General features: G+C 69.4%; 23 protein-coding genes and 2 pseudogenes. 13 read left to right on the forward strand and 12 right to left on the reverse strand.

Features of this window, described 5'->3' with window-relative positions:
* The first annotated feature begins 158 nt into the window (after positions 1 to 158).
* Both SROS_RS23890 and SROS_RS23895 read left to right on the forward strand, forming a co-directional pair.
* Positions 159 to 1,265 carry a hypothetical protein gene (locus SROS_RS23890; protein WP_012891482.1) on the forward strand — a complete coding sequence of 369 codons (1,107 nt, stop codon included), beginning with the start codon at positions 159 to 161 and terminating at the stop codon, positions 1,263 to 1,265.
* Between the two features lie 177 nt (positions 1,266 to 1,442).
* On the forward strand, positions 1,443 to 3,116 hold the full coding sequence (locus SROS_RS23895) for an ABC-F family ATP-binding cassette domain-containing protein (RefSeq protein WP_218920032.1): 1,674 nt from the start codon (positions 1,443 to 1,445) through the stop codon (positions 3,114 to 3,116).
* Between the two features lie 576 nt (positions 3,117 to 3,692).
* Here SROS_RS23895 and rph read toward each other — a convergent pair.
* A complete protein-coding gene (gene rph, locus SROS_RS23900) occupies positions 3,693 to 6,290 on the reverse strand; it encodes a rifamycin-inactivating phosphotransferase (protein ID WP_012891484.1) in 2,598 nt (865 codons plus the stop codon).
* A 478-nt stretch (positions 6,291 to 6,768) separates the two neighbouring features.
* On the opposite strand from rph, the gene SROS_RS23905 reads away from it, so the two are divergent.
* From SROS_RS23905 to SROS_RS53145, 4 genes are all read left to right on the forward strand, one after another.
* Entirely contained in the window at positions 6,769 to 7,293 is a 525-nt protein-coding gene (locus SROS_RS23905) for a hypothetical protein (protein WP_012891485.1), read from the forward strand.
* A gap of 415 nt (positions 7,294 to 7,708) precedes the next feature.
* Entirely contained in the window at positions 7,709 to 8,059 is a 351-nt protein-coding gene (locus SROS_RS23910; protein WP_012891486.1) for a hypothetical protein, read from the forward strand.
* A gap of 302 nt (positions 8,060 to 8,361) precedes the next feature.
* Positions 8,362 to 8,955 (forward strand): fascin domain-containing protein, encoded by a 594-nt coding sequence (locus SROS_RS51140; RefSeq protein ID WP_169369204.1) that lies wholly within the window; start codon positions 8,362 to 8,364, stop codon positions 8,953 to 8,955.
* 319 nt (positions 8,956 to 9,274) lie between these two features.
* Positions 9,275 to 9,826: a hypothetical protein gene (locus SROS_RS53145; RefSeq protein ID WP_245564239.1), complete on the forward strand. Its 552-nt coding sequence runs from the start codon at positions 9,275 to 9,277 to the stop codon at positions 9,824 to 9,826.
* 19 nt (positions 9,827 to 9,845) lie between these two features.
* Here SROS_RS53145 and SROS_RS23925 read toward each other — a convergent pair whose 3' ends face one another.
* The 5 genes from SROS_RS23925 to SROS_RS23945 form a co-directional block, all read right to left on the reverse strand.
* Positions 9,846 to 10,223 carry a GntR family transcriptional regulator gene (locus SROS_RS23925; protein WP_012891488.1) on the reverse strand — a complete coding sequence of 126 codons (378 nt, stop codon included), beginning with the start codon at positions 10,221 to 10,223 and terminating at the stop codon, positions 9,846 to 9,848.
* The gene (locus SROS_RS23930; protein ID WP_012891489.1) at positions 10,220 to 11,032 is read right to left on the reverse strand and encodes a hypothetical protein; all 813 of its coding nucleotides are present in this window, start codon (positions 11,030 to 11,032) and stop codon (positions 10,220 to 10,222) included. Before SROS_RS23930 ends, SROS_RS23925 begins: the two co-directional genes overlap by 4 nt.
* Positions 11,033 to 11,619: 587 nt before the next feature.
* Positions 11,620 to 12,345: a dienelactone hydrolase family protein gene (locus tag SROS_RS23935; RefSeq protein WP_012891490.1), complete on the reverse strand. Its 726-nt coding sequence runs from the start codon at positions 12,343 to 12,345 to the stop codon at positions 11,620 to 11,622.
* 546 nt (positions 12,346 to 12,891) lie between these two features.
* On the reverse strand, positions 12,892 to 13,338 hold the full coding sequence (locus SROS_RS54490) for a helix-turn-helix domain-containing protein (protein WP_425358619.1): 447 nt from the start codon (positions 13,336 to 13,338) through the stop codon (positions 12,892 to 12,894).
* Between the two features lie 617 nt (positions 13,339 to 13,955).
* On the reverse strand, positions 13,956 to 14,399 hold the full coding sequence (locus SROS_RS23945) for a MerR family transcriptional regulator (protein ID WP_012891492.1): 444 nt from the start codon (positions 14,397 to 14,399) through the stop codon (positions 13,956 to 13,958).
* A 60-nt stretch (positions 14,400 to 14,459) separates the two neighbouring features.
* On the opposite strand from SROS_RS23945, the gene SROS_RS23950 reads away from it, so the two are divergent.
* Positions 14,460 to 15,368 carry an NAD(P)-dependent oxidoreductase gene (locus SROS_RS23950; protein WP_012891493.1) on the forward strand — a complete coding sequence of 303 codons (909 nt, stop codon included), beginning with the start codon at positions 14,460 to 14,462 and terminating at the stop codon, positions 15,366 to 15,368.
* 168 nt (positions 15,369 to 15,536) lie between these two features.
* Here SROS_RS23950 and map read toward each other — a convergent pair whose 3' ends face one another.
* Complete coding sequence (gene map, locus SROS_RS23955; protein WP_012891494.1) at positions 15,537 to 16,361, reverse strand: type I methionyl aminopeptidase; 825 nt, start codon at positions 16,359 to 16,361, stop codon at positions 15,537 to 15,539.
* An 87-nt stretch (positions 16,362 to 16,448) separates the two neighbouring features.
* Here map and SROS_RS23960 point away from each other — a divergent pair, with 87 nt between their 5' ends.
* The 4 genes from SROS_RS23960 (at position 16,449) to SROS_RS23975 (ending at position 19,741) form a co-directional block, all read left to right on the forward strand.
* A complete protein-coding gene (locus SROS_RS23960; RefSeq protein WP_012891495.1) occupies positions 16,449 to 16,718 on the forward strand; it encodes a helix-turn-helix domain-containing protein in 270 nt (89 codons plus the stop codon).
* Positions 16,719 to 16,995: 277 nt separating this feature from the next.
* Entirely contained in the window at positions 16,996 to 18,216 is a 1,221-nt protein-coding gene (trpB, locus tag SROS_RS23965) for a tryptophan synthase subunit beta (RefSeq protein ID WP_012891496.1), read from the forward strand.
* Positions 18,213 to 18,998 (forward strand): tryptophan synthase subunit alpha, encoded by a 786-nt coding sequence (gene trpA, locus SROS_RS23970; protein WP_012891497.1) that lies wholly within the window; start codon positions 18,213 to 18,215, stop codon positions 18,996 to 18,998. Before trpB ends, trpA begins: the two co-directional genes overlap by 4 nt.
* On the forward strand, positions 18,995 to 19,741 hold the full coding sequence (locus SROS_RS23975; protein WP_012891498.1) for a GntR family transcriptional regulator: 747 nt from the start codon (positions 18,995 to 18,997) through the stop codon (positions 19,739 to 19,741). Before trpA ends, SROS_RS23975 begins: the two co-directional genes overlap by 4 nt.
* Before the next feature lie 72 nt (positions 19,742 to 19,813).
* On the opposite strand, the pseudogene SROS_RS54495 reads toward SROS_RS23975, so the two are convergent.
* Positions 19,814 to 19,927, reverse strand: a pseudogene (locus tag SROS_RS54495) (Tn3 family transposase); the annotation flags it as partial.
* A gap of 89 nt (positions 19,928 to 20,016) precedes the next feature.
* On the opposite strand from SROS_RS54495, the gene SROS_RS23980 reads away from it, so the two are divergent.
* Positions 20,017 to 20,334, forward strand: coding sequence for a PLP-dependent aminotransferase family protein (locus SROS_RS23980; RefSeq protein WP_043652796.1), 318 nt, complete (start codon positions 20,017 to 20,019; stop codon positions 20,332 to 20,334).
* Entirely contained in the window at positions 20,331 to 20,936 is a 606-nt protein-coding gene (locus SROS_RS46170; protein ID WP_012891499.1) for an HAD family hydrolase, read from the forward strand. Before SROS_RS23980 ends, SROS_RS46170 begins: the two co-directional genes overlap by 4 nt.
* Positions 20,937 to 21,008: 72 nt before the next feature.
* On the opposite strand, the pseudogene SROS_RS54500 reads toward SROS_RS46170, so the two are convergent.
* The 4 genes and pseudogenes from SROS_RS54500 to SROS_RS23995 form a co-directional block, all read right to left on the reverse strand.
* Positions 21,009 to 21,191 (reverse strand): annotated as a pseudogene (locus tag SROS_RS54500) (hypothetical protein); the annotation flags it as partial.
* Positions 21,151 to 21,702: an alkylmercury lyase family protein gene (locus tag SROS_RS23990; protein WP_218919685.1), complete on the reverse strand. Its 552-nt coding sequence runs from the start codon at positions 21,700 to 21,702 to the stop codon at positions 21,151 to 21,153. The gene SROS_RS23990 and the pseudogene SROS_RS54500, both read right to left, overlap by 41 nt.
* A 213-nt stretch (positions 21,703 to 21,915) precedes the next feature.
* Entirely contained in the window at positions 21,916 to 22,077 is a 162-nt protein-coding gene (locus SROS_RS51145; protein WP_169369368.1) for a hypothetical protein, read from the reverse strand.
* Between the two features lie 399 nt (positions 22,078 to 22,476).
* Positions 22,477 to 22,791 carry an NAD(P)/FAD-dependent oxidoreductase gene (locus SROS_RS23995; RefSeq protein ID WP_052317034.1) on the reverse strand — a complete coding sequence of 105 codons (315 nt, stop codon included), beginning with the start codon at positions 22,789 to 22,791 and terminating at the stop codon, positions 22,477 to 22,479.
* Between the last annotated feature and the right edge of the window lie 276 nt (positions 22,792 to 23,067).

The raw sequence follows: 23,067 nt of genomic DNA on the forward strand, positions 1-23,067 counted from the left end.
CACCCTGATCTCCCGCGGGGTGCTGTGCGCCGGTGACGAGGTCATCGCCGCGCCGCGGGATGAACCGGAAAGACCCATCCCCTACGGGTGTAGCGTCTCGAACGCGAAGTCGATCAGAGGGGTGCCTGCCATTGGAACCGCAAGACACACGGTTGGACATGTCCCAAAGTGAGCGTGTCAGCAGATACAGCGATGTCGCGAGCGCGTTGGCCTTGCACAGCGACCGGCAGCTCGGTGAGTCACTGGAGCAGGCGCAGATTCTGGGCTCGGGGATCGGTGGTACCTCGGTGCTGCTGGACGTCGATGGCGTGCCGGTCTTCGCCAAGCGCATCCCACTGACCGACCTGGAGCGCCAGCCGGGCAACGTGATGTCCACGGCGAACCTGTTCGGGGTGCCTGCGATCTGCCAGTACGGACTCGTCGAGGTCGCCGGGCCGGGCTTCGGTGCATGGCGTGAACTCGCGGCCAACGTCATGACGACCAACTGGGTCCTGGCCGGTCGCAGTGCGGCCTTTCCGCTGCTGTATCACTGGCGGGTGCTGCCGGGAGCACCGCCGCCCACCGAGGAGCACGCCGACGTCGAGGCCGTCGTGCAGTACTGGGATGGATCGCCGGCGGTACGGGATCGTCTCCACGCCCTTGCCCGCGCCTCGGCCGGCATCGTGCTGTTCCAGGAGTTCATCCCGCACAACCTCGATGACTGGCTCGCCGCTCAGCTCACCGCCGGCCAGGACGCTGCGATAGCGGCAAGCGCCATGGTCGAGTCGTGCCTGCTCACCGACATGGCCTTCATGAACGGCCGGGAGTTGATGCACTTCGACGGCCACTTCGGCAACATCCTCACCGATGGTGAACGCCTGTACATCGCCGACCTCGGGCTGGCGACCTCCTCTCGGTTCGACCTGTCCAAGCAGGAGATCGAATTCCTGGAGCGCAACCGGACCCACGACATCGGGTACGCGCTGATGCGGCTGGTCAACTGGCTCGTCACCAATGTCTGCGGGGTGGCGGCGCCACGAGAAGGCGGACCGGTACAGCGCAACGAGTACATCCGCGCGTGCGCGGCCGGTGCGGATCCTGCCGGTGCGCCACCGGCTGCTGCCGCGGTGATCCGCCGGTACGCTCCCGTGGCGGCGGCCATGAACGACTTCTACTGGGACCTGTACGGCACCAGCAGGACAACGCCGTATCCGAGCGAGAAGATCGAACGCGCCATGAGCGGGCGAAATCCGGATGAGCGGGGGGCGTCGGGGCTGCTAACGTAACCGTCATGGCACGAGGTATCTGGTCGCAGAAGGTCCGCTCCGCCCGCTGACGGCGGCGCCTTCTTCCTGCTGAATCCGCGCTCGCCGTCCCGGTTTCCGCCGGGCGGCCGCTTGCTGCTGCCCGGCTCCACTGCGAGCTGCGGAGCACCGTTGAACCTCACCCCGAATCCCGAAACCATGTCCCTGCCCGTCGAGGCGGGCGACAGCGCACACGTCCGCGCCACGAGCGTCACCGTCACCCGCGGGTCCCGGCGCATCCTGAACGACGTCTCGATCACTGTCTCCGCCCGGTCGCGGGTCGCCGTCGTCGGCGAGAACGGCCGTGGCAAGACGACGCTGCTGCACGTCCTCGCCGGACTGATCGCGCCAGACGAAGGCACCGTGCACCGGGCCGGCACGATCGGCCTGGCCCGCCAGGAGCTGTCCGCGCGAGACGGTGAGACCGTCGCCACCCTGACGTCCGAGGCACTGGCCGCGTCGCTCGCGGCCCTCGGCGCGCTGGAGGAGGCGACCCTCGCCATGACCGAGGGCGATCCCACTGCCGACGACCGCTACGCCGCCGCACTCGACGCCGCCACCCGGCTCGACGCGTGGGATGCCGAACGCCGTATCGACGTCGCCCTCGAGGCCCTCGGCGCTTGCACCGACCGCGACCGTCCATTGGTGATGCTGTCGGTCGGCCAGCGCTACCGGGTGCGGCTGGCGTGCCTGCTCGGCGCGCGGCACGACGTGCTGCTGCTCGACGAGCCGACCAACCACCTCGACGCCGGCGGGCTGGACTTCCTGACCCGCAGGCTGCGTGAGCACGATGGCGGCCTCGCCGTCGTCAGCCACGACCGGGCGCTGCTGCGCGACGTCGCGGACCGGTTCCTCGACCTCGACCCGGCCCGCGACGGGAAGCCGCGGCTGTACGCCGGCGGCTATGACGCCTGGCAGGACGCCCGGCGTCGCGAGCGTGAGCGCTGGGAGCAGGACCACGAGCAGCAGCAGGCCGAGCACCGGCGGCTGCAGGAGGCGGTGTCGAAGGCCCGCGACCGGCTCTCCACCGGCTGGCGGCCGGACAAGGGAACTGGCAAGCACCAGCGCCAGTCCCGCGCACCAGGCGTCGTGCAGGCCCTGAACCGCCAGCAGGACGCCCTGCGGGCGCACCGGATCGACGTGCCGGAGCCGCCGCCGGCGTTACGGTGGCCGAACCTGGGCGTCCGGCCGGGAGCGCCGCAGTTGCGTGCGCATGGCGTCACCGTCGACGGGCGGCTGGCCGGTCCGGTCGACCTCACCCTCGACGGGGGCGACCGGCTGCTCATCACCGGACCGAACGGTGCTGGAAAGTCCACGCTGCTCGCGGTGCTGGCCGGTTCGCTCGAGCCCACCGACGGGCACGTCCGGACGGCGCAGGGGGCACGGATCGCCCGGGTCACCCAGGAGACCGCCAAGCAGGAGCCCGGACTCACCGCCCGCGAGGTGTACGCCCGCCATGTGGGACGGCTGGTGGCCCGCGAGGCACTGCGCGACGCCGACGCCGTCCCTCTCGGGGCGCTCGGACTGCTGGACTCCGATGCGATGCGCACGCCGGTCGGGCGGATGTCGCAGGGACAGCAGCGGCGCCTCGACTTGGCGCTCGCGCTGGCCGGTCGGCCCGGGCTGATCCTGCTCGACGAGCCGACCAATCACCTGTCGTCGGCGCTGGTCGACGAGCTGACCGATGCGATCCGCGACACGAGCGCCGCCGTCGTCGTCGCCACGCACGACCGGCAACTGCTGCGAGACCTCGCCGACTGGCCGCGTCTGGAGATAGGTGAATCTCCAGCACCGGCTGTCCGACCCTGCGCGACCCGTTCGTCAGATGAGTGATCACTGCAGTCGTCGTCATGGCGGGAACGGTCGCGGTGATGGCGCGGGTGACCTACGGCCCCCGGGCCCGGCCCGGGGTTCCTATGGCTACGGTGAGCCGCCACCCAGTTGATCACCCGGTCTGTGGGTGTACGAGAATCGATCGGCTGATGAGCATCGGGCCCGGCCGAGGTACGGGAAAAGCGGCCATAGGTTGATCTTGGAAGAGAAGTTGTGCCCCGATCGCGCCGGGTCACGGCCCCGGTCCCCTATCCCTGGCCCACGGTTATCCCTGACCCACGGTGCAAAGTGGCGGCCGGGACCGACGGCGTGGCCCAGTGCTTCTTGGCCCGGCACCAGGCGAGCCAGGAGGTGAGGTGACGGCGGCGCGGTTGCGGTTCCAGGTCGCCGGCGCGCTCGCGCCCCACAGCTCGGCGAGCGCGGTGCCGACCTCGGCGAGCGGCCGTGTCGGAGCGTGACGAAATCGAAGGTCCGATCAGCGCGCTCATCGCGGCAGATCCGGATGCCGAGCAGGTCAGTGCCGCTTGGAAAATATGTGCTCGGCAAGGCGGACGGGCCTTCCCAGTGAGTGGTCGGTCAAGGCAGAATCTCGACGTACCCGTCGCTTCCGTGCACGCGGATCCGCTGCCCATCGGGAATCAGCCGGGTTGCATCCACCACACCGACGACAGCCGGCAGGCCGTACTCCCGTGCGATCACTGCGCCGTGTGTCATCAATCCTCCGACCTCCGTCACCAGGCCTGTGACGGCGACGAAGAGGGGCGTCCAGCTCGGGTCCGTGTGGGCCGTGACGAGGATGTCACCCGGTTCGAGATCAGCCTGGGCCATGTCCAGGATGACGCGGGCGCGCCCTTCGATGGTCCCGGCGGAGACCGGTAGGCCGATCAGGGCGCCGGTCGGCACGTCGTCGCGTCGGTACGCCCCGGTGATGACCTCGCCATCCGATGTCAGCACCCGGGGCGGCGTGAGCGCGTGGTACGACCGGAACGCGTCCTTACGCTGCCGGATCAGCTCGTCATCCACCTGGTTCGAGCGCACGACGTCGTGGAGCTCCTGGAACGTGAGGTAGAAGACGTCCTCCTTCTCGGGGAGCACGTTGGCCTGCACGAGGCGCTCGGCCTCTTCCAGCAAGGCCTGCTTGTAGACGAAGTAGCGGCTGACGATGCCGTACTTCGGGTACTCCCGGTAGCCGATGAAGGTCCGGACCCGGTCGATCATCCGCTTGGTCTCGTCGGCCTTCTGCTCCCCGTCCGGCAGTGCCCGCAGGCGTTCGAGCACCTCCTGCGCCTTCTTCTGCGCCTCCTGCCGCCCTTGCTCGAAGCGCCGCTCGGCGGCGCCCGGCTCGAAGTTCCTGACGTTGTCGAGGATCACGGGCACGAGCGTGGTGGGGCGTTCGCGCCAACGCGGCCTCGTGATGTCGATCTCGCCGACGCAGCGCATGCCGTACCGGTCGAGGTAGGCCTCGATGGCGTCGCGCGCTTCGGTCCCGCCCGCGAGCTTCGGCAGCTCGTCCAGGAAGCCGTCGGCCTCGACGCCCTGCAGGAACGCCACCACCTCCGGATGCGGGCGGATCACGTCCGCGACGTCGAGCAGCGCCAGTCCCATTTCCGACGTGACGTTGCCGGGGGCGGACAGCGTGAGGGTGTCGGCCGCGTTCTTCTCGCCCAGCCAGTCCCGCAGCCGGTCGTTGAGCCACCAGGTGGCCTCCATCCCCGCCATGATCGCCTGCATGCTCAACGGATCACTGAGGACCCGCTTGTGCTCCTGGAAGGCCTCCGGCAGGAAGTCGAACAGCGCCGGTCCGGTCTTCGTCCGGATGTCGCGCCGCAGGGCGGCGATGGACGCCTGGCTGCGCTCGATCAGCTCGGTGACGACGGCCGGATCGGTCTCGATCGGGGCGGACGCGCCGCCGACCGGCGGCCCGCCGGGACCGCCGTCCGGGAGCGCAGGGACGAAGTCGTGGCGGTCGAGGACGGTCTCCAGCGCGTCCCTGATCAGCGGATCGGACCTCTCCGCCATCTCCAGGAGTCCGGCGCGGCTCGCGGGCGAGGCCAGGTGCCGGGTGACGTCGACGAACAGCCTCCCGCCGGCCTCGTGCATCGGCGCCATGGCCGTCAGCTGCCACACGGAGAGCCCCAGTGGCTTCATGGGGTCGGTCATCATCTGCTGATGACCAACGGAGAGGTAGACGTGGTTCTCCCGGTCGCGGGCCGCGGGGATGGGGAACAGCGTGGTGATTGGCCGGCTCTGCACGATCCGGAAGTCATCGCCGACCAGGCACCATTCGATGTCCTGCGGGCGGCCGAAATGCGCTTCGATCCGCCGCCCGAGCTGCACGAGCCGCACGACCTGCGCATCCGTCAGCGCCGGCTGCCCCTGCCGCTGCGGGTCGATCGCCACCTCCTGCGTCCCGCCAGCCGGCAGGGCGTGAACGGCACGCTGTTTGGCGGCGACCGTCCCGGCGACGACCTCGCCGTCGCGCACCTTGAAGACGTCCGGGTTCACCAGGCCGGAGACCAGGGCCTCGCCGAGCCCGAAGCCGGCGTCCACGGTGGCGACCTTCCGGTTGCCCGTGACGGGGTCGGCCGTGAACAGGATGCCGGCCGCATCCGGGAAGACCATCTGCTGCACGACCACGGCCATGTGAACCTTCCGGTGGTCGAAGCCGTTCCGCACGCGGTAGGTCACGGCCCGCTCGGTGAACAGCGACGCCCAGCACCGGCTGATGTGCTGGAATATCGCCGCCGGCCCCATGACGTTCAGGTACGTGTCCTGCTGGCCCGCGAAGGAGGCCGTCGGCATGTCCTCTGCCGTCGCGCTGGATCGTACGGCGTAGGCGGCTTGATCGCCGAGCTGGGCGAGCGCGCGGGTGATCGCCGCCGCCAGATCGCCCGGGATGGCAATCCCCTCGATGGTCCGGCGGATCTCCGCGCTGAGCGTGCGGATCGCCTCCCGGTCGTCCGGGTTCAGGCGCGACAGCTGATCGAGCCGATCGTCGATCGACGGTGCTTCCGCCATGATCCGCCGGAAGGCGGCCGTCGTCACGCAAAACCCAGCCGGCACGCGGATGCCTTCGATCCGCGACAGCCCGCCCAGGTGCGCGGCCTTGCCGCCAACGACCGCGACCTGCGTCTCGTCAACCTCTTGAAGATCCAACACGTACTGCTCGATCATTGCGATACCTCCGCGGCAGCCATGCTCCATTGCACTGCACTGGCCGATCGGATCACCGGCGCCTCGAGCTGTGTCGAACCTCTTGTCGGGCACGTCCTCATGTCTGGTGGGCTTCCCTCTGACGAGTCGGCCGGCCGCTGCGCCCGGTCGGGCGGCGCGCCCCCCCGCACCTCCGCGTCAAGCGCCCGCAACTGCACCGCCGATCTCATCAGCGGTCCGAGGCCGCCGCGTCCCCCGTACATCGACAACACACCCACGTCGTGCCCTCCATTTCCTCGTCGGCGCTGTGTCCGGCCGTTCCTCGTCGGTGCTGTGTCCGGCCGACGATTCTGCGGCAAGACCCGGGTCTTGCCGCAAGCCCCCCTGTGCGCTATACGTTGGAAGTGGCAAGGAGTGAGATCTTCTTGCCTTTGCTTCTGTCCTCCGCCGCGGGCTGAGATCCTTCGACCGCCTGGAGCATGCCGGGTATCTCCGGCGGGTGCCGGACCTCCACGACCGCCGCAGCGCCCTGGCACTCTCGGACGCCGGTGGCCACGGCCGCATCGCCCGGGTGGGGTTGGCCAGCGCGATCGTCGGTCGGCTCATCATCGCCGCGGCCGAGGTGATCTGGCCGAGCAACCGGGACCTCGGCGACGTGCTGTTCAGCGTCTCCCCGATCCTGACCGGGGCCGGCCTGGTCACCGCCGGCGTGGCCATCATCCGCGCGGGAGTCTGGGCCCGGCCGTCCCGGACGCCGTACGCGCGGTCCGGGACGACGCCGACGCCGCGCCCGGCTGGGCCGGCCCGGCGGTCCCGAGTGGAGGGCCATGTAGTCGGCCGGTTCCTCGGGCGGCAGGCCCTCGTCGTAGAGGGCGGTCAGGATCTCCTCGTCGGCGATGCCGCTGACCTCGCTCTTTTGGTCCTGTTCGAAAGGCATTGTCAATCAAATCCTGTTGAGCCAGAGTCTGAAGGGCGGCGTCGCCCGAAGGAAAAGGAGTGCAGGAATTTAGCGACGGCCGTGTAGCGGATAACAGTCCCTTATCCGGCACATGCGTCCTGGAGCGCTCTCGACATCCCAGGTCGCCCCTCACCGGGGGCAACAGCCGTTCATGATCCACCGAATATGAGTTCTGACCTTGATATCCGTTGGATCTTCCGCGATGACCGCTGGGACCTCCTGGAGCGGCCGGCACCACCACGTCACCCCGGTCTCGGTCGCACACGCCTTTTGCACCCTGGAACGGCTCAACCCAAAAGCGCCCGCTCCGGCTTGAGCGCCTACCGGGTCATCGCCGAGCTTCAGTTGCTGCCGGCTTACCGGACTGGGATCTGCCCCACCTGCCGCCGCCCGTTACCCAGACACGCCCACCCCACCCCCGCCTAACCAAGCCCTACCAGGTTCTGCACAGCAAGAGTCCATCCGAGAAAGGATCAAAAAAATGATCACTCGTCGTCGAATCGGCGCTATTGCGCTCGCGGTCGCCCTCGCCACCGTGACCGGCAGCGCCGTGGCGGCTCCCGTGTCGGCCACTTCCGCGTCGGCCCTCGGCTGCCAGAGCACCTACGCGACTCTGAATACCTACGGAGGTCCATTGAGCTGGAACTGCCACGGGTCGCACACCATCGCCCCCTCGATCTCCGCTTCGTTCTCGGCGGGCGGCTGGTCCGGCGCCGTTTACAGCATCGAATATGCGCCCCGCTACTTCTGCGACGGAGATTCGTTCGGTCTGGGGGATCGCAAGGTGTACGAGGTCTATCTCAATGAGACGAAGCCTGCGCGGTGCAAATAACCAGCGGGAGACCCTGGCGTCACCAGCCCTGAAGCAGCGAGAAAGGCCAGGCCAAAGCCGTCCGGCAGAATCCTCAGGCCCCTGGAACATCTAGGGTTTGACCTGGCTTGATTCTTTCGTTCGACAGGCGTGAGGCCGGAGTCAACGCGCGGGCCGGTTAATGACCGGATAAATCAGAGCATGCAGAAGAGCACGATTCCTGAAGATCAAAGAAAAAGGCAATGCCGCCTTGTCGAGCAGCAGATCCAGAGATTTGCGTCCGAATCACCCCGGAGCAACAAAGAAATGAGAGAGAAGTTCGCATGCGCTTGACGAAGAAAATGGGAGCCCTGGCGACTGCCTCGATCGCCGCGCTATCCATATTGCCGTCGGCCGCCCAAGCCTCTGCAGCCAGCAAGCAACCAGGCCGAGCGAGCTCGGAAATATCGGCTGCTGTCAATTGCACGGACACATGGCCTCAATTTCGCCTGCGATCCCGAGCGACGGGGAAATACGTCGCCGTAGAGTACCTGTACACCGGAGATCGCTATGCGATGCTGCGAGCCCGCGCCGATTACAACAACGCCAACACGTTCACGATGTGCACCATTGACGGCACCACCAACATATGGGTTGGGCTAAAAGTAGTAGGCGGAAGCTACGTCACCGCGGAAGTGAACCATCCGGGCGCAATGGACGGCATGCTCCGCGCCCGGTCATCCACCGTCGGCTCATGGGAGCAGTTCGACATCCTGTGCGCATCCTCGAACGGCCCAGACCTATGCGACATACGGTCCCGGGGTACAGGTCATTACGTCACAACGGAGGTGAATTACCCCGGGGGTGATGACGGCATGCTCCGCGCCCGGTCATCCACCGTCGGCTCATGGGAGCAGTTCTACGCCGAAGGCATGTGACGGCGATCAAGTGGCGCGGCATGGTGAGATCATTCGCATGCGCCTGCCGGTGCGCCGCGAGCGGTAGCCGTACGAGCACCTTGCCGGACCGGGACGCCAAGACAGCGCGACACCCCCGTCCTTCTCCCAGGGCTCCGGCACATTGACGATTCGGCCCGTTGAGGGATGATTTCACAGGGTGCACAAGATGAGCAGGCGATGTGAGGCGTAGCCATGTCGGCGGCGGGCCTGGGCCATAGTGACGCGGCCTTTCTTTCGGAACGCGCCGATGGTCAGCTCCGTTGCTGCCGCCGGACGATGCGGTCAGACAGGAGGCGGCTTGCCGGTCGACCTCGTTGCCATTGACCTCGGCCGGCACACGGCGAATGGTTCGTTCGCTGGGCGGCCGGCAGATCCCGGTGAACGGGTCATGCCGGCAGCCCGGATGGGCGAGCAAGTCCGGGGACGCTTCCTCGGCCCAGTCGCCGCCGACCGCAGCCGTGCCGAAGGTCACTACCGCCAAGATGGTCTCCAGCGCATGTCGGACCTTGTTCGGGCGTCGGGTGTCCTCGATCGGCCGGAAACGCGCCAAGGTGCCGACGGCGTCCTTGCGGAAGGGGCAGCGCCGACAGGGACGGTCCTGGTGGTCGCGTCGCTCCTCGCTGCGGTCGATGACGATGGTGACCACGCCCCAGCCGTCGGCGCCGTCGCGGACGCGCACCACGCCCGCGGGCAGGGTGGCCAGTTCGATCCGAGGGTTCCGAGCAGGGCGCCTTGGCCGGGATCGGCCTACTTTGCGGCTGGTGACACGGACCCGGGTGGAGGGCCGATGCAGCGGCTCGGACGCCGCCTGATCGGTCGCTACGCCGGCGTCGTGCGCCCGGCGACGTGACCCCGCGGCCGGGTCGCGGTCATGACGAGGCCGGCGCCGCCGCACCGGCCGCCAGAGCCGCCTGCACGATGCGGATCGCCTCGCCCGCGTCGATGCCGACGCTGGCGATCACGGCGGCGTAGTCGGCAGCGGCCCGGCGGGCCCGCTCCCGGCCTTCCTCGCCGGCGGCCGCCACGAACGAGCCCGCCCGCCCGCGCGTCTCGATCAGCCCCGCCTCCTCCAGCTCCCGGTAGGCCCGGCCGACCGTGTTGACGGCCAGGCCGAGGTCGGCCGCCAGGTGGCGGATGGTCGGCAGCCGGGCGCCCACGGCCAGCGTGCGGTCCTGGATCTGCCGGGCGAGCTGGGCCCGCAGCTGCTCGAACGGCGGTACCGGCGAGGCCGCATCGATGACGATCATCGGACGCTCATGGCCCGCCGGGCCACCGTCGCGCACGACGGCGTCCTGGCATGGAGCGCGACGCACGCGGCCAGGCTCAGGACCAGGTAGGCGACCGCGGCGGCATTCCACCAGCCGGGCGCGGTGCCGAACAGCACCACCGGCAGCGACCACTGCACGTTCGGCGTGGTGAGCTCGCGGGCGTCTTCGACGCGCATGATGACGTCGGCGGTCAGCGACTCCTCGTCCTCCGCCACGACCGGGAAGCTGAGCAGGTGGCGCAGCTGCATGGCGGTGATGGCCGTCGCGCCGAGCAGGCCGATCAGCACGACGACGGCCAGCTGCCGCACGGTGGGGTCGGGAACGACCATGGCGCTTGCGGCCAGCACCATCGCGGCGGCGAACGTGGCGACGGCGAAAATGGCGTACGGCCGGCCGAGCACGGTCCGCCAGCCGGGCTGGATCGGATGGGCGGCCCTGCGCGACAGCGTCGCGCCCGCCCGCTGGTCGACGCGTCGCACCCACCGGTCGAGCAGGGACTGTGCCAGCAGTAGCCCGGCCACCGACGCGGCCAGGGCCAGCAGCGACAGCGGTCGATGCGGCTGGAGGCCGCCGAAAGCGGAAGTGGCGGCGAGGGCGCTCACGATGATCAGCGCGGCCAGGATGACGGAAGTGGCCAGGCGGGCGCGTCTGCGGACCGCCAGCCGGCTGGCCAGCAGCGGGGTCGGGCGCGCGCCGGCCAGGTCGTGCTGGGCCAGCCACTCTCCCGCCAGTCGCAGATCGGCCGCACGCGTCGGCGGGCCGGCGTCCGGTAACGGTTCACGGGTCATAGCGCCTCCTTTGTCGCAAGCTTTGTAGCAACATGGTGCGTCATACCTTGCGACAAAGTCAACGCCCCGTGGGCGCTCGTCGTCCCGGTGGCGCGAGCCCCGGCTCAGCGGCAGCCGTCGCCGTGGACCATCGAGTGGGGGTGCTGTTGAGAAACGTGTCACCAGTCGTCAAGGAGAGAGCGAAGATGCAGGTCAGCGGCTTACATCGAGGAGCTGCGACGGGTCCGACGGGGTGATGCCTCCATGAAGGCATACCTTCCTGAACTGCAGAGACCTCGCGGTTTGGGACTGGTGACATGTTTCCTGACGGCATCCCTTATAGAAACGCTCCCGGAAATGAGGCGTTGTAGTCCGGGTAGAACCGCCTGCATGCGGCCTGCCGGCTTGGGATGCTCCCGGCATGAACCGAACCCTCATCGCCGAGTTCGCCGGCGGCGATTTCGAGCGGGCGCTGTTTCGGATCGGCAGTTCTACACGCTGGTCGGCAGATCGCCCGAGGCACAGGGGTGGGACCGGAATACGCCAGAAACCTGCCGTGGTGTCCGGTAAGCACTGGTCAGCGGGTGGCCGAGCCTGGACTGATCAGATCACTCCGTCACGGGCAGGCACTCGGCGAGCAGGTCGACGACGTCGCGCCAGGCTCGCTGCGCGTGCCGTGGGTGGTAGCCGACGCCGGGGACCACGGGCTGGTCGACCGGCGGGTGGTGGAAGGCGTGCAAGGCGCCGCCGTAGACCACGAGGCGCCAGTCGACGCCCGCGGCCTGCATCTCGGCGGTGAACGCGTCCCGTTGCGCGGGCGGCATGATCGGGTCTTCCGACCCGACCCCGGCCCACACCGGGCAGCGAATGCGCGCCGCCTCGCCCGGGCGGCCCGTGATCAGTGCGTTGACTGTCCCGATCGCGCGCAGGTTGACGCCGTCACGCCCGAGTTCCAGCCCGATCGCGCCCCCGGTGCCGTAGCCGACGGCGGCGATCCGGTCGGGGTCGGTCCGCGGTTCGGCGCGCAACACGTCGAGCGCCGCGTGGCCGATGCCCCGCATCCGGTCGGGGTCGGCGAGCAGCGGCATGCAACGGGCCAGCATCTCCTCGGGGTCGCCCAAATAGCGCCCGCCGTGGAGGTCGAAGGCCAGCGCTACGTATCCCAGTTCGGCGAGCGCATCGGCCCGGCGGCGCTCGACGTCACTGAGCCCCGGGCCCTCTGGTCCGAGCAGCACCGCGGGCCGGCGGTCGACACCGGCCGGGAGCGCGAGGTGCCCGATCATCGTCAGGCCGTCGGCCGGGTATTCGACCGTGCGCGTTGTAATCGTCGTCATGAGACTGGACTGTAGTGATCGTCGAACCCGGGCGGGCCGGTGTCCACCGCCGGCAGAGTTCACCGCTGGCAGAACAGCGCGGGTGCGCCTCTGAAATGCGGTGATGGCTCACAAGATCCGTCACAGACCCCGTTCCCGCGGCAGCGTTATCGGATCACCTGCCCTGGCCACGGTGCTGGAGACCGACCCTCGCGGCAGGTTTCCGGCGTATTCCGGTCCCACCCCTGCGGCACCGGCACGGCACGCTCGCCAGGGTGCGCGTGGTCTCGTCCAGGTGGGCCACCGTTCCGGCGTCCAGGCAGTAGCGGCAGCGCACGGCGGCGGCCACGGCGGGATCGGACCAGATCCGGTGCTCCCAGGCCGGGGACGCTGCGGCGGTTCGTCCGCGCCGCCCTCGCCGCGTTCGGCGGGCTCGTGGTCGCCGCCGACCCAGCCCAGGCCGCCGCTCGTCGGGGTACTCGCGTGGTGCTCCCATGGTTTCCACCTTTGTCCGGTTGGGGAGCCTCCATCAATGCCGGGGCGCTTCAGGACGGGGCTTTCACCGGGTCAGCTGAGCAGGCCGCGGCGGTAGGCTTCGCCGACGGCGGCGGCGCGGTAGCGCACGTCGAGCTTGTCGTAGATGTGCAGCAGGTGGGTCTTGATGCTGGCCTCGCTGATGAACAGCTTGGCCGCGGCCTGGCGGTTGGACGCGCCGTCCGCGACCAGGGTGAGCACCTGCATCTCCCGGTCGGTGAGCGTGGCCCTGACCGGCCGGCGGAGCTGGGGGATGATCCCGGTCAGGCCCTGGGCCAGGGTGTCGTGGATCTCGCGGGCCATCCGCTGCCGTTCGTCGAGCACGCCCGCCTCGCGTGCCTGCGTCATGAGCTGGGCGTGCAACCCGGCGTTCTCCTCCAGGGCGGCCGCGAGGTCCGCGAGCGCCTTGCGATATCTGCGCTGCCTTTCCTCGACCCGGATGCCCAGGATGTGCCCGCCACCGATCGTGAGGGTCTGCACCGCGATGATCGCGACGTGGAACGAGACGAGCTGCCCGCTGGCCGGCGACTTCGATCGGGCGGAGGAATTCACCAAGCTGGTCGCCGAATTCGTCGGCGCGGCCTGACTCCCCCACCGGCACGGCTCCCCTCACCCGCGGGGGAACCGCGCCGCCTCCCCCCACCCGCGATGGGACCCTCGCGGGTGGGAACCGGGAAAGCCGCCATCCCGGGCTGAGGAAGTGGACGGAAAAGGCCCCGATCGCAATCGTGTGAACGCTGCCGTGCGCTCACGCTCGGCGGCCTCCGGACGATCTCGCTCGGCCTTCCGCCGCCGCCCGGTTACCGGTACCGAACGCGGGTTGGGAGGCGAGGCTCCAGCGACGCCGCGATTGCCGATGCGCCCCCGCGCCTCATGCCAGCGCCGCGCGACGGCCAACTGCTCGGCGCCGTAGACGGCGGCCGGGCCCAGACCGGCCGTCGGCGACTGTCCCGGCCTTCGAGGCCGCGGCCGAGCACAGTCGAGGGACAGCTTTGAGTGCCGGTGAGCGACGGCCGTACTGGACTTCAGCCCTTTTACGGTCGCGGCACAGCAGTCCGGGAGGGGTTCGAGGTCGGATCGGCACGAGTACGCCTGCGTCACCCTGATGACCGAATCGCGGGCGCCGCCTTTCCGGCGGATGAGGAGCGAGTCGCCAAAGCTTGGCACGCTGCCGAATCGGCGGGCTCGAACGGCACTGTGGCCTCGATGAGAGTGTCCAGCGCATCGCGCGCGGCCAGGAGCTCGGCCACCGCGCCGCTGAGCCGTTCACGTTCCCGGTGCAGGTCAGGAAGCATGCCGGAGCAGGCCGGCCTCAGCGTCTGGCCGTCGTCGGTCATGCAGGGCAGCAGTTCGGCGATCGTGGCGCTGTTCAGTCCGGCGGCGAGCATGAGGCGGATGCCCCGCACGATGCTGACGTCCTCTTCGCCGTACTCGCGGTAGCCGCTGGCCAGCCGCACCGGCTGCAGCAAGCCCTGCTCCTCGTAGTACCGCAACGAGCGCACGCTGGCCCCCGTTCGTCGGGACAGCTGGCCTATCCGCATGAAATCACCACCCCATCCGGCTTGACTCTCACGTCAATGTGAGGGTCCAACCTATCCCTCATGACGAACCCGCTTTCCTCTGACCAGAACCGCACACCGATCACCGTCATCGGGCTGGGCCCGATGGGCCTCGCAGTGGCCAGGGCACTCCTGACCCACGGACACCCCTTGACGATCTGGAACCGTACCGCCGAGAAGGGCGACGTCCTCGTCGCCGAGGGCGCGCGCCGCGCGGCGACCGTCGCCGAGGCGGTCTCCGCGAGCCCGGTCACGATCGTGTGCCTCAAGGACTACGAAACCACGCACGAACTCCTGGTCCCCACCGGCGACGCTCTGCGGGGCCGGGTGCTGGTGAACCTCAACTCGGGTACGCCCGCGCAGGCACGCGCGGCGGCCGAGTGGGCGGCCGCGCACGAGATCGCCTACCTCGACGGCGCGATCATGGTGCCGCCGCCTCTCGTCGGGCAGCCCGGCTCCGTCCTGCTCTACAGCGGCCCTCAGGACGTCTTCGAGCGGCTCCAGCCGGCGCTGGCCTGCCTCGGCGACCCCCGCCGGCTCGGCGCGGACCCCGGTCTGGCGGTGCTGTACAACGCGGCGTTGCTGGATCTGATGTACGCGACCATGAACGGATTCCTGCACGCCACCGCCCTGGTCGCCTCGGCGGGCGTGCCCGCGACCGAGTTCGCCGACCTGGCCGTCAACTGGTTCATGCCCACGGTGGTGATGGACGCGAGTCTTGTCGAGCAGGCCTCCGACCTGGACAAGGGCGACTACCCCGGCGACGTGGGCACGATGGAGATGAACCTGAACGCGCTGGAGCACATCACCCGCACCAGCGTGGAGCAGGGAGTCCACTCCGACCAGCCACGGCTGATGCAGGAGGTCGCTGAACAGGCGATCGCCGAGGGCTACGGCGGCAACAACTATCTGGCCGTGTACGAGATCCTCAGAAGACCGGCGACGACCTGACAGCGCCGCCCGGCTCGCGCTGAGCGCCCGCCTCAAGCAGCTGACCCATGTCACGGCCACTGCGTCGGCGGTCCGGCCTGGACCGCGACGCACAGCCGGAGACACCAGCATTTCGGCGCTGACTGCGAGCACCGTTCGATCGGGCCGGCATCGGTTGAACAGGGCGGCTCAGGCGTCCTTTGCGGATAGCCGACTGGCGGAATCAGCCCGCGTCGCCGGGTTCTCCGGTTCACGCCAGGTGAGCACCAAGGGGGCGTCCTCGGTGATGGCCACCGTGTGCTCGGAGTGGGCCGTGCGCGAGCCGTCCGCCGACCGAATGGTCCAGCCGTCGGCGTCGTAGACGATCCGGTCGGTCGTGCGGGCGAACCAGGGTTCGAGCGCGAGGGTCAGGCCCGGCCGGAGCGTAAGGCCGCGCCCCGCCCGGCCCCTGTTCGAAACGTGGGGCCCCTCGTGCATGGTGCGGCCAATGCCGTGGCCACCGAACTCGGTGTTGACCGGGTAACCGTAGTCGTGGGCCACCGCCCAGATGGCCGCCGAGATGTCACCAAGGCGGTTGCCCGGACGTGCCACCTCGATCGCCGCCTCCAACGCTTCCTCGGTGGCGCGGATGATCCGCAGGTCCTCCTCTGCGGCGGTCCCGACGACGACCGTGCGCGCCGAGTCGGCCACCCAGCCGTCGACGCTGACCGCGAGGTCCGCGCTGAGCACGTCGCCGTCACGCAGCGTGTAGTCGTGGGGCAGGCCGTGCAGGACGGCGTCGTTGACCGACAGGCAGATGACGTTGCGGAACGGGCCGCGCCCGAAGGACGGCGCGTAGTCCCAGTAGCACGACTCCGCCCCGCGCCGTTTGATCATGCCGCGCGCGTGGTGCTCCAGGTCCAGGAGGTTGACGCCCACGTCGGCGAGCCGGCCGACCTCGGAGAGCACCTCGGCGACGAAACGCCCGGCCACGTGCATGCGCTGGATCTCCGCAGGCGTCTTCAGTTCAATCACGAATACCTCGCATCGCAGGGTGTCGGTATAGTTATACCGGCACTCTAACACTTGCCGGTATAATAATACCAGTCCTAGCCTGGGAGCATGGTCCGCCGACCGCTCACACCTGGGCAGATCGAAGCCGGCAGGCGTCTCGGCGCCCTGCTGCGCCACGCGCGAGCGGGACGCGACCTGGCGGAAGTCGCGCACACAGCCGGCATCTCGCCGGAAACCCTGCGCAAGATCGAGACCGGACGACTGCCCTCTCCCGGATTCGGCACGATCGTCTGCCTCGGCGAGGCACTCAACGTGCCGGTTCAGGAATTGGCAGCCATCTGGCGCGGCAACGACCTATCGCTGGAAGCCGTCTCGTAGCCGCTGTTGCGCCCGCCCGCGGCCGTCCCGTTGGAGGATCCCCCACCGGAACGCCGAACGGCCGAGACAGCCCCCAGGTCAAGGTGTTCCGTCCTCGACCACGGCTCCCCGACCTGCGAGCACTCCGGAGGCCGCCCCACGCGGCGAGAGTTTCCACAGGCCGGAGGCGGATCCGTTGGATTTTCCGCGTCTGCTACCGAGACCCCCGGGATCCGGGGTTTGCCGACAGGCAACCCTGGGCTACTGTTCTAGAACAGTCGAGAGAGAGAAGACGGTCATGGGCGAGATGTCCCGGTCCGGTCGGCAGGGCGTCCCGGCGCCCGCCGCCCCCGCCCGCGCGATGAGCGACCCCGGTGCCACCGGCCGGTTCGGAACCTACGGCGGGCGGTACGTACCGGAGTCACTGATCCCTGCCTGCCACGAGATCGAGGCGGCGTTCCGTGAGGCCTGGAGCGACCCCGAGTTCCGCGGCAGGCTCGACACCCTGCTCACGGTCTACGCCGGCCGCCCCACTCCGCTGACCCCCGCCTGGCGGCTCTCCCATGAGCTCGGCATCACCCTGTTCCTCAAACGCGAGGATCTCACGCACACCGGCTCACACAAGATCAACAATGTGATCGGCCAGGCGCTGCTCGCTCACCGGATGGGCAAGGAACGGCTGCTGGCCGAGACCGGCGCGGGCCAGCACGGCGTCGCCACGGCCACCGCCGCGGCGCTCCTGGGTCTCAAGGCGACCGTGTTCATGGGCGAGCGCGACATCGAACGGCAGGAGCTCAACGTTCTGCGGATGAACGTGCTGGGCGCGGAGGTCGTGCCGGTCACGACCGGGAGCCGCACCCTCAAGGACGCCTGCAACGAGGCGATGCGGCACTGGGTGTCGTCGGTGGACAACTCCTACTACTGCATCGGGTCGGTGATGGGTCCGCATCCCTATCCGTGGATGGTGCGCGAGTTCCAGCGGGTGATCGGTGAGGAGGCCCGCGCCCAGTGCGCCGCCGAACTCCCCGTCGGTGTGCCCGACTACGTGGTCGCCTGCGTCGGTGGCGGCTCCAACGCCGCCGGCACGTTCGCCGGCTTCGTCGACACCACCGCCCGGCTCATCGGGGTCGAGGCCGAGGGCGGCGCGGCGGCGACCTTCGGCAGGGCCGGGGTGCTGCACGGCTTCCGCTCGCTGGTCCTCCAGGACGAGGACGGCCAGGTGACGGAGGCCCATTCGGTCGCGGCCGGCCTCGACTATCCGGGGATCGGCCCCGAGCACGCCCATCTGCGCGACGGGGGGCGCGCCCGCTACGAGACCGTGAACGACGAAGAGGTCGTCCAGGCGCTGCTGTGCCTGGCCCGCACCGAGGGGATCCTGGCCGCACTGGAGTCCTCGCACGCCGTGGCCTGGGTGATCCGGGCCGCCAAGTCCGGCGAGATCGCGCCGGGGTCGACCGTGATGCTGACTCTCTCCGGCAGGGGAGACAAGGACATCGCCTCCATCAAGGAGCTGCTGTGACCGATTCCCTGGAAGAATTCCTGATCGCACGCCGTGGCACGGGACGTCCCCTGCTGGTGCCCTATGTCACCGCCGGGGTCACCCCCGGATGGACGGACGTCGTCCACGCCTACGCCGACGCCGGAGCCGACGCCGTCGAGCTGGGCTTCCCCTTCTCCGATCCCATGCTGGACGGCGTCACGATCCAGGAGGCCTCCGACCGGGCGATCGCGGCCGGGACCACGGTCAAGGGGATCCTCGAGGAGGTCGCGACGCTCGACGTCGACGTGCCGCTCATCGCGATGACCTACAGCAATCTGGTGGTGCAGCAGAGCACCGCAGAGTTCTGTGCGGCGCTCACCGCGGGCGGACTGCGCGGGCTGATCGTGCCCGACTCGCCCCTGGAGGAGGTCGGGGAGCTGGCGGACGCCGCGGCGGCCGAGGGCCTGCATCTCGTACTGCTCGCCGCTCCCTCCTCCTCCCGGGCCAGACTGCGCGAGATCGCCGAGCGCAGCCGGGGCTTCGTCTACGCCCTGACCCGCATGGGCACCACCGGCGAGCACAGCGAGGTTCCCGAGCAGGCCGCCCGGCTCGGCCGCGAGCTCAAGGGACTCACCGACCGGCCGGTCCTGTTCGGTTTCGGGGTCTCCAACCCGGCGCAGGCCGCCGAGCTGGCGGGTCATGCCGACGGCGTCGTGGTGGCTTCGGCGCTGATGCGCAAGCTCCTCGACGGCGCCCGGCCACGCGAGCTGGGAGAATATGTGGCGAGCATTCGACGCGCACTCGACCAGGGAGCCAGATGAGCAGTACGCCCCGCTACCGCGCCATCGCCGACGACCTGACCCACAAGATCAAGTCGGGCCACTACCGCGCGGGCGAGGCGTTGCCCGCGCAGCGTGAGCTCAGCGCCTTCTACGGCGTGACGATGATGACGCTGCGGCAGGCGTTGCAGGTCCTCAGCGGCGAGGGTCTGATCGTCCAGCGGGCCGGCCGCGGCACTTATGTGACGCAGGCCAGCGCGGAGTACCCCCTCGACACGCTGCGCAGTCTCGGCGACGACCTACGCAGGCAGGGTTACCCCCTGCGGACCGAGGTGCTGTCGGCCGCGATCCGGCAGGCCCCGCGCTCGCTCACCCGGCTGCTGGGCGACGCGCCGGCAGACCGCCGGGCCCTCCGGCTGGCACGCGTACGGCATCTGCTGGGCCGGCCCGCCGTCCACCAGATCTCCTGGATCGTCGAGCCGTACGCCTCGGCGATCAAGGGGGCCGATTTCACCGAGACCCCGCTGTACACCGCGCTCGCCGACGTCGGCGCGCGAGTGCACCGGGCGACCGAACGGATCAGGCCGGCCCTGCTCACCGCCCCGGTCGCGGCGCGGCTGCAGCACCCGGCGGGCAGCCCGGTCTTCGTCAGCGAACGGGCGACCTATGACGACCAGGGCGCCCTGGTCGTCATAGACCACGCCACGATCCTCGGCGAGTGGATGGAGATCAGGGCCGAGCGCAAGGCCACGGACCTGTCGCTGCACTGGGTCTCCCAGCGCTGACCGTTCACGGTCCGAGGAGATCCGGTTCCGCCGGATGGAGATCGCGGCGCGCAGCAGGCCGGTCCAGTGGGTCTCGATGAGCCGCCAGTCGATCGCCTCCTGGCCGAACAGCGAGTCGATGTGCTGGTAGCGGTCCGGGGTGGGCCGGTAGAAGATCAGGTCGTGCCAGTGCCGGATGCGGGGCAACAGGTCGAACCCCAGGTCGGTCGGCTCGTCCAGCGTCGTGTAGCCGGGCAGCTCGCACTGCGCGCGGGACGAACTCGTCCAACGCCACGGTGATCAGGCCGGCTGGGTTCTCCTTCGCCTGCGCCGCCTTGCGGATCGCCTCGCCGGCCACCGTCCGCACTCCGGCCACCACCTCCATCACCGCGTTCCGTCACCTGCCTCCGGCCCTCGACACGGACCGGGTGGAAGCACTGAACGAGGCGATCCCGGCCGCCGTGCAGCGCTGCGGGTACGCCTTCCTCACCGGCACGCGGCTCTCCGGCGTCGCAGCCCTGCGCGCCTGTATCCTCCACCCAGGCACCACGAAGGACGACCTGACCGTCCTGCTCGACGAAATCCGAGCCGCGGCGCGGGAGGTCACCACATGAGTCCTCAGTACCTGGTCGTCGACCTCGGCGGCGTGCTGTTCCACTTCGACCACGCCCATCGCCTGCAACGCCTGGCCGATGTCCTCGCGCTTCCCGCAGACCGGATCGACGAGTTGCTGTGGCGGTCCGGGTTCAGCGCCGACTGCGATGCGGGCAAGTACCCGCACGCGGCGGAGATCCGGGACCGTATCCAAGCCGCCACCGGTTTCACCGGCCGTGACGACGACCTCGACGCTGCCTGGTGCAGCGCCTTCCGGCCCGACCATGCCGTCCGGGAGACACTGGAACGCCACCGTGGTTCCCGGCCATTGGCGCTGTTCACCAACAACGGCCCGCTGGAGCAGGAGGCCCTGCTGCGGCTGTACCCCACGATGTTCGACGGCTTCGACCACCTACTGTTCAGCCACCACCTCGGACACCGAAAACCCGACTCGGCCGCCTTCGACGCCGCTGCGAAACAACTCGGCGCTTACCCGGACGACATCCTCTTCATCGATGACAGCGCAACCAACACCGACGCAGCACGCGCCGCAGGCTGGACCACCCTCCACTTCCAGACCAGAGAGACCCTCGAACAAATCCTGCGCCCCCGAATCCGGTAACACCGCCGGCCGCTGCACCGCCGCCTGCGGCACCGACCAGATGTCATCCGGTACGAACCCCGGCCACGGCAACGTGCACAGCTGAATCGCCAACCCCAAGCGGGCCGCCGAACTTCGGCTCCCGCCCCGGCTCACGTTGTCGATGAACCCCAGATCCTTCCGCGCCAACGTGAAGAATCGGCGGAACGCCCCCGACGAGCCCCTGTCCGGTCGTCTACGGCAGCTGCCAGAACGGGCCTGTGAGGCCGCATTCATCGAGGAGCCCCTGGTTGTGCTCCCGGCTGTGCGGTTGGAACTCGGGGTCCAGGCGATCGCCGTACCACGGGCCGGCCAGTCGCCATACGGCCGTCGCCTCGGCGATGTAGCCGGTGCCCGGTACGTTGTCGGTCGTCCACTGCTCGGCGTGAGCGCGGTCGCAGAACGCGCGGATCATCGTGCAGGTGCCGACCACATCGGCCCACCACTCCTCGGCAGGCCGGGGAAACCGGACCGCGAGACCCGCCGGGGGCGGGAGCTGCGGGCCCGTCTGGAAGCTGATCGGGGCTCCGCACTGCGGACATGCCGTGTCGATGCGGACGTCCAGGTGGAGGGCGGCGCTGATGCCGAAGGAGTCCCACGCGCATCCGCCCCACCAGCGGCGGTCGTCATGCCCGTCCAGCGGTGTCACGACGAACGCCATCGGCGCAGAGGTGAACGGGTGGGCCATCCGCACCGCGTCCCCGTCGGGCGTCAGGACCAGGGCATGGGCCTCCGCCAGGTCGTTCAAGACCTTCTGGATCGCATCGACAGTGCTCTGCGTTCTGCGCGCCAGCTCGGCCACTGACGGTGCGCGTCCCTCCGACGCGAACGTCTCATAGACAAGATCGCGCACTCTCCGCGAAACCGGCGTTTTCAAAGGTGTCCCCCCTCGCGCGTCGGCCTTCGACTCTATTCGTGCACGGGGAGGTCCACGATCACCGGTCCCGGACGAGATCGAGCCTCACGAGGTCGGGAGGTCGGTGCGGTCCAGGCGGCGGTCGGTGCGGAGCCGGATCTCCCCGTAGGGGGTCATGCTGGTGCGGAACAGCGGGGTGAGGCCGCGCCGGTCCATGTCGGTGAGGACGTCCTCCCACTCGGGCCGCATCAGGGTGTCCTGGACCATCAGTCGATCGATTAAATGATCTTGAAATCAACCGGATGCCTTTACAATGTAGATCAATAATCTCTGCGGCAGCCCCGCTCGCGCGTTCAGGCGCTGGGACCTCCTGCACGGAAACCGGTTGCACGTCGGCCTGCCCTGTCCCTACCGCGCGACAGGGGGTATCGCCGTCCACGCTGCCGGGCGCTCCCCCGAGCACCTCTCGGACCGATGCCCCCGACGCCTCTCCCCCACCGAGTCCGATACCTGGATCGCCGCCCTGCGGGCATCGGCGCGGCGACACCCACCCCCCGACCACAGGCCGCGACCCGAACGCCCGATGCCGACCGCAGGTGAAACCGTACGATCGTCCGCGCGATCAGACGACCAGCGCGATCGTCACCACCGCGGAGCCGCCCACCGCTACACGCCCGCTCGGGAGCGCCGCGAACCCAGATGGTTCTTCAGCTTCCGCGCCAGGTAGCGGGCGTCGCGGCCCACCCCGCGCAGGGTGTTGGAGGAGGGGGTGCGCTGCCACTCCAGGCCGAGGAAGCCGAGTCCGGGATGGGTGGTGGACAGCCCTTGGGCATGGCGGGGGTAGCCGGTCTCGTCGAGTGCGCCGAGCCCGTCCAGGTAGTCCAGGTGCGGCCGGTATCCGGTGGCCAGCAGCACCACGTCGACGGGCTCGCGGCTGCCGTCGGCCCACACCACCTCGTCGCCGTCGAAGCGGATGAACACGGGGCGCCGGTCGACGCGGCCCTCCCCGCGCCGTGGCCGGTGGCGATCTCCCCCAGATCGTCTGGCGCCGGCCAGGTTCCGCACGGACATGGGCCGGCGGGCCGGACCGCGCGGCGTCGCCGCGCGCGTCCAGGGCGGCCCGGCAGCAGGCCGACAGCTGGGTCATCCGGGTAGACGCCGCCACTGCCGTAGGGATGCACCTCGGGTAAGCACTCCACTAATTTGACATCTCTCTAATCAGTGAGGCAATCTACCTACTACTTCGACAAGCTTCTA

The sequence above is a fragment of the Streptosporangium roseum DSM 43021 genome, from assembly GCF_000024865.1.
GTDB lineage: Bacteria > Actinomycetota > Actinomycetes > Streptosporangiales > Streptosporangiaceae > Streptosporangium > Streptosporangium roseum.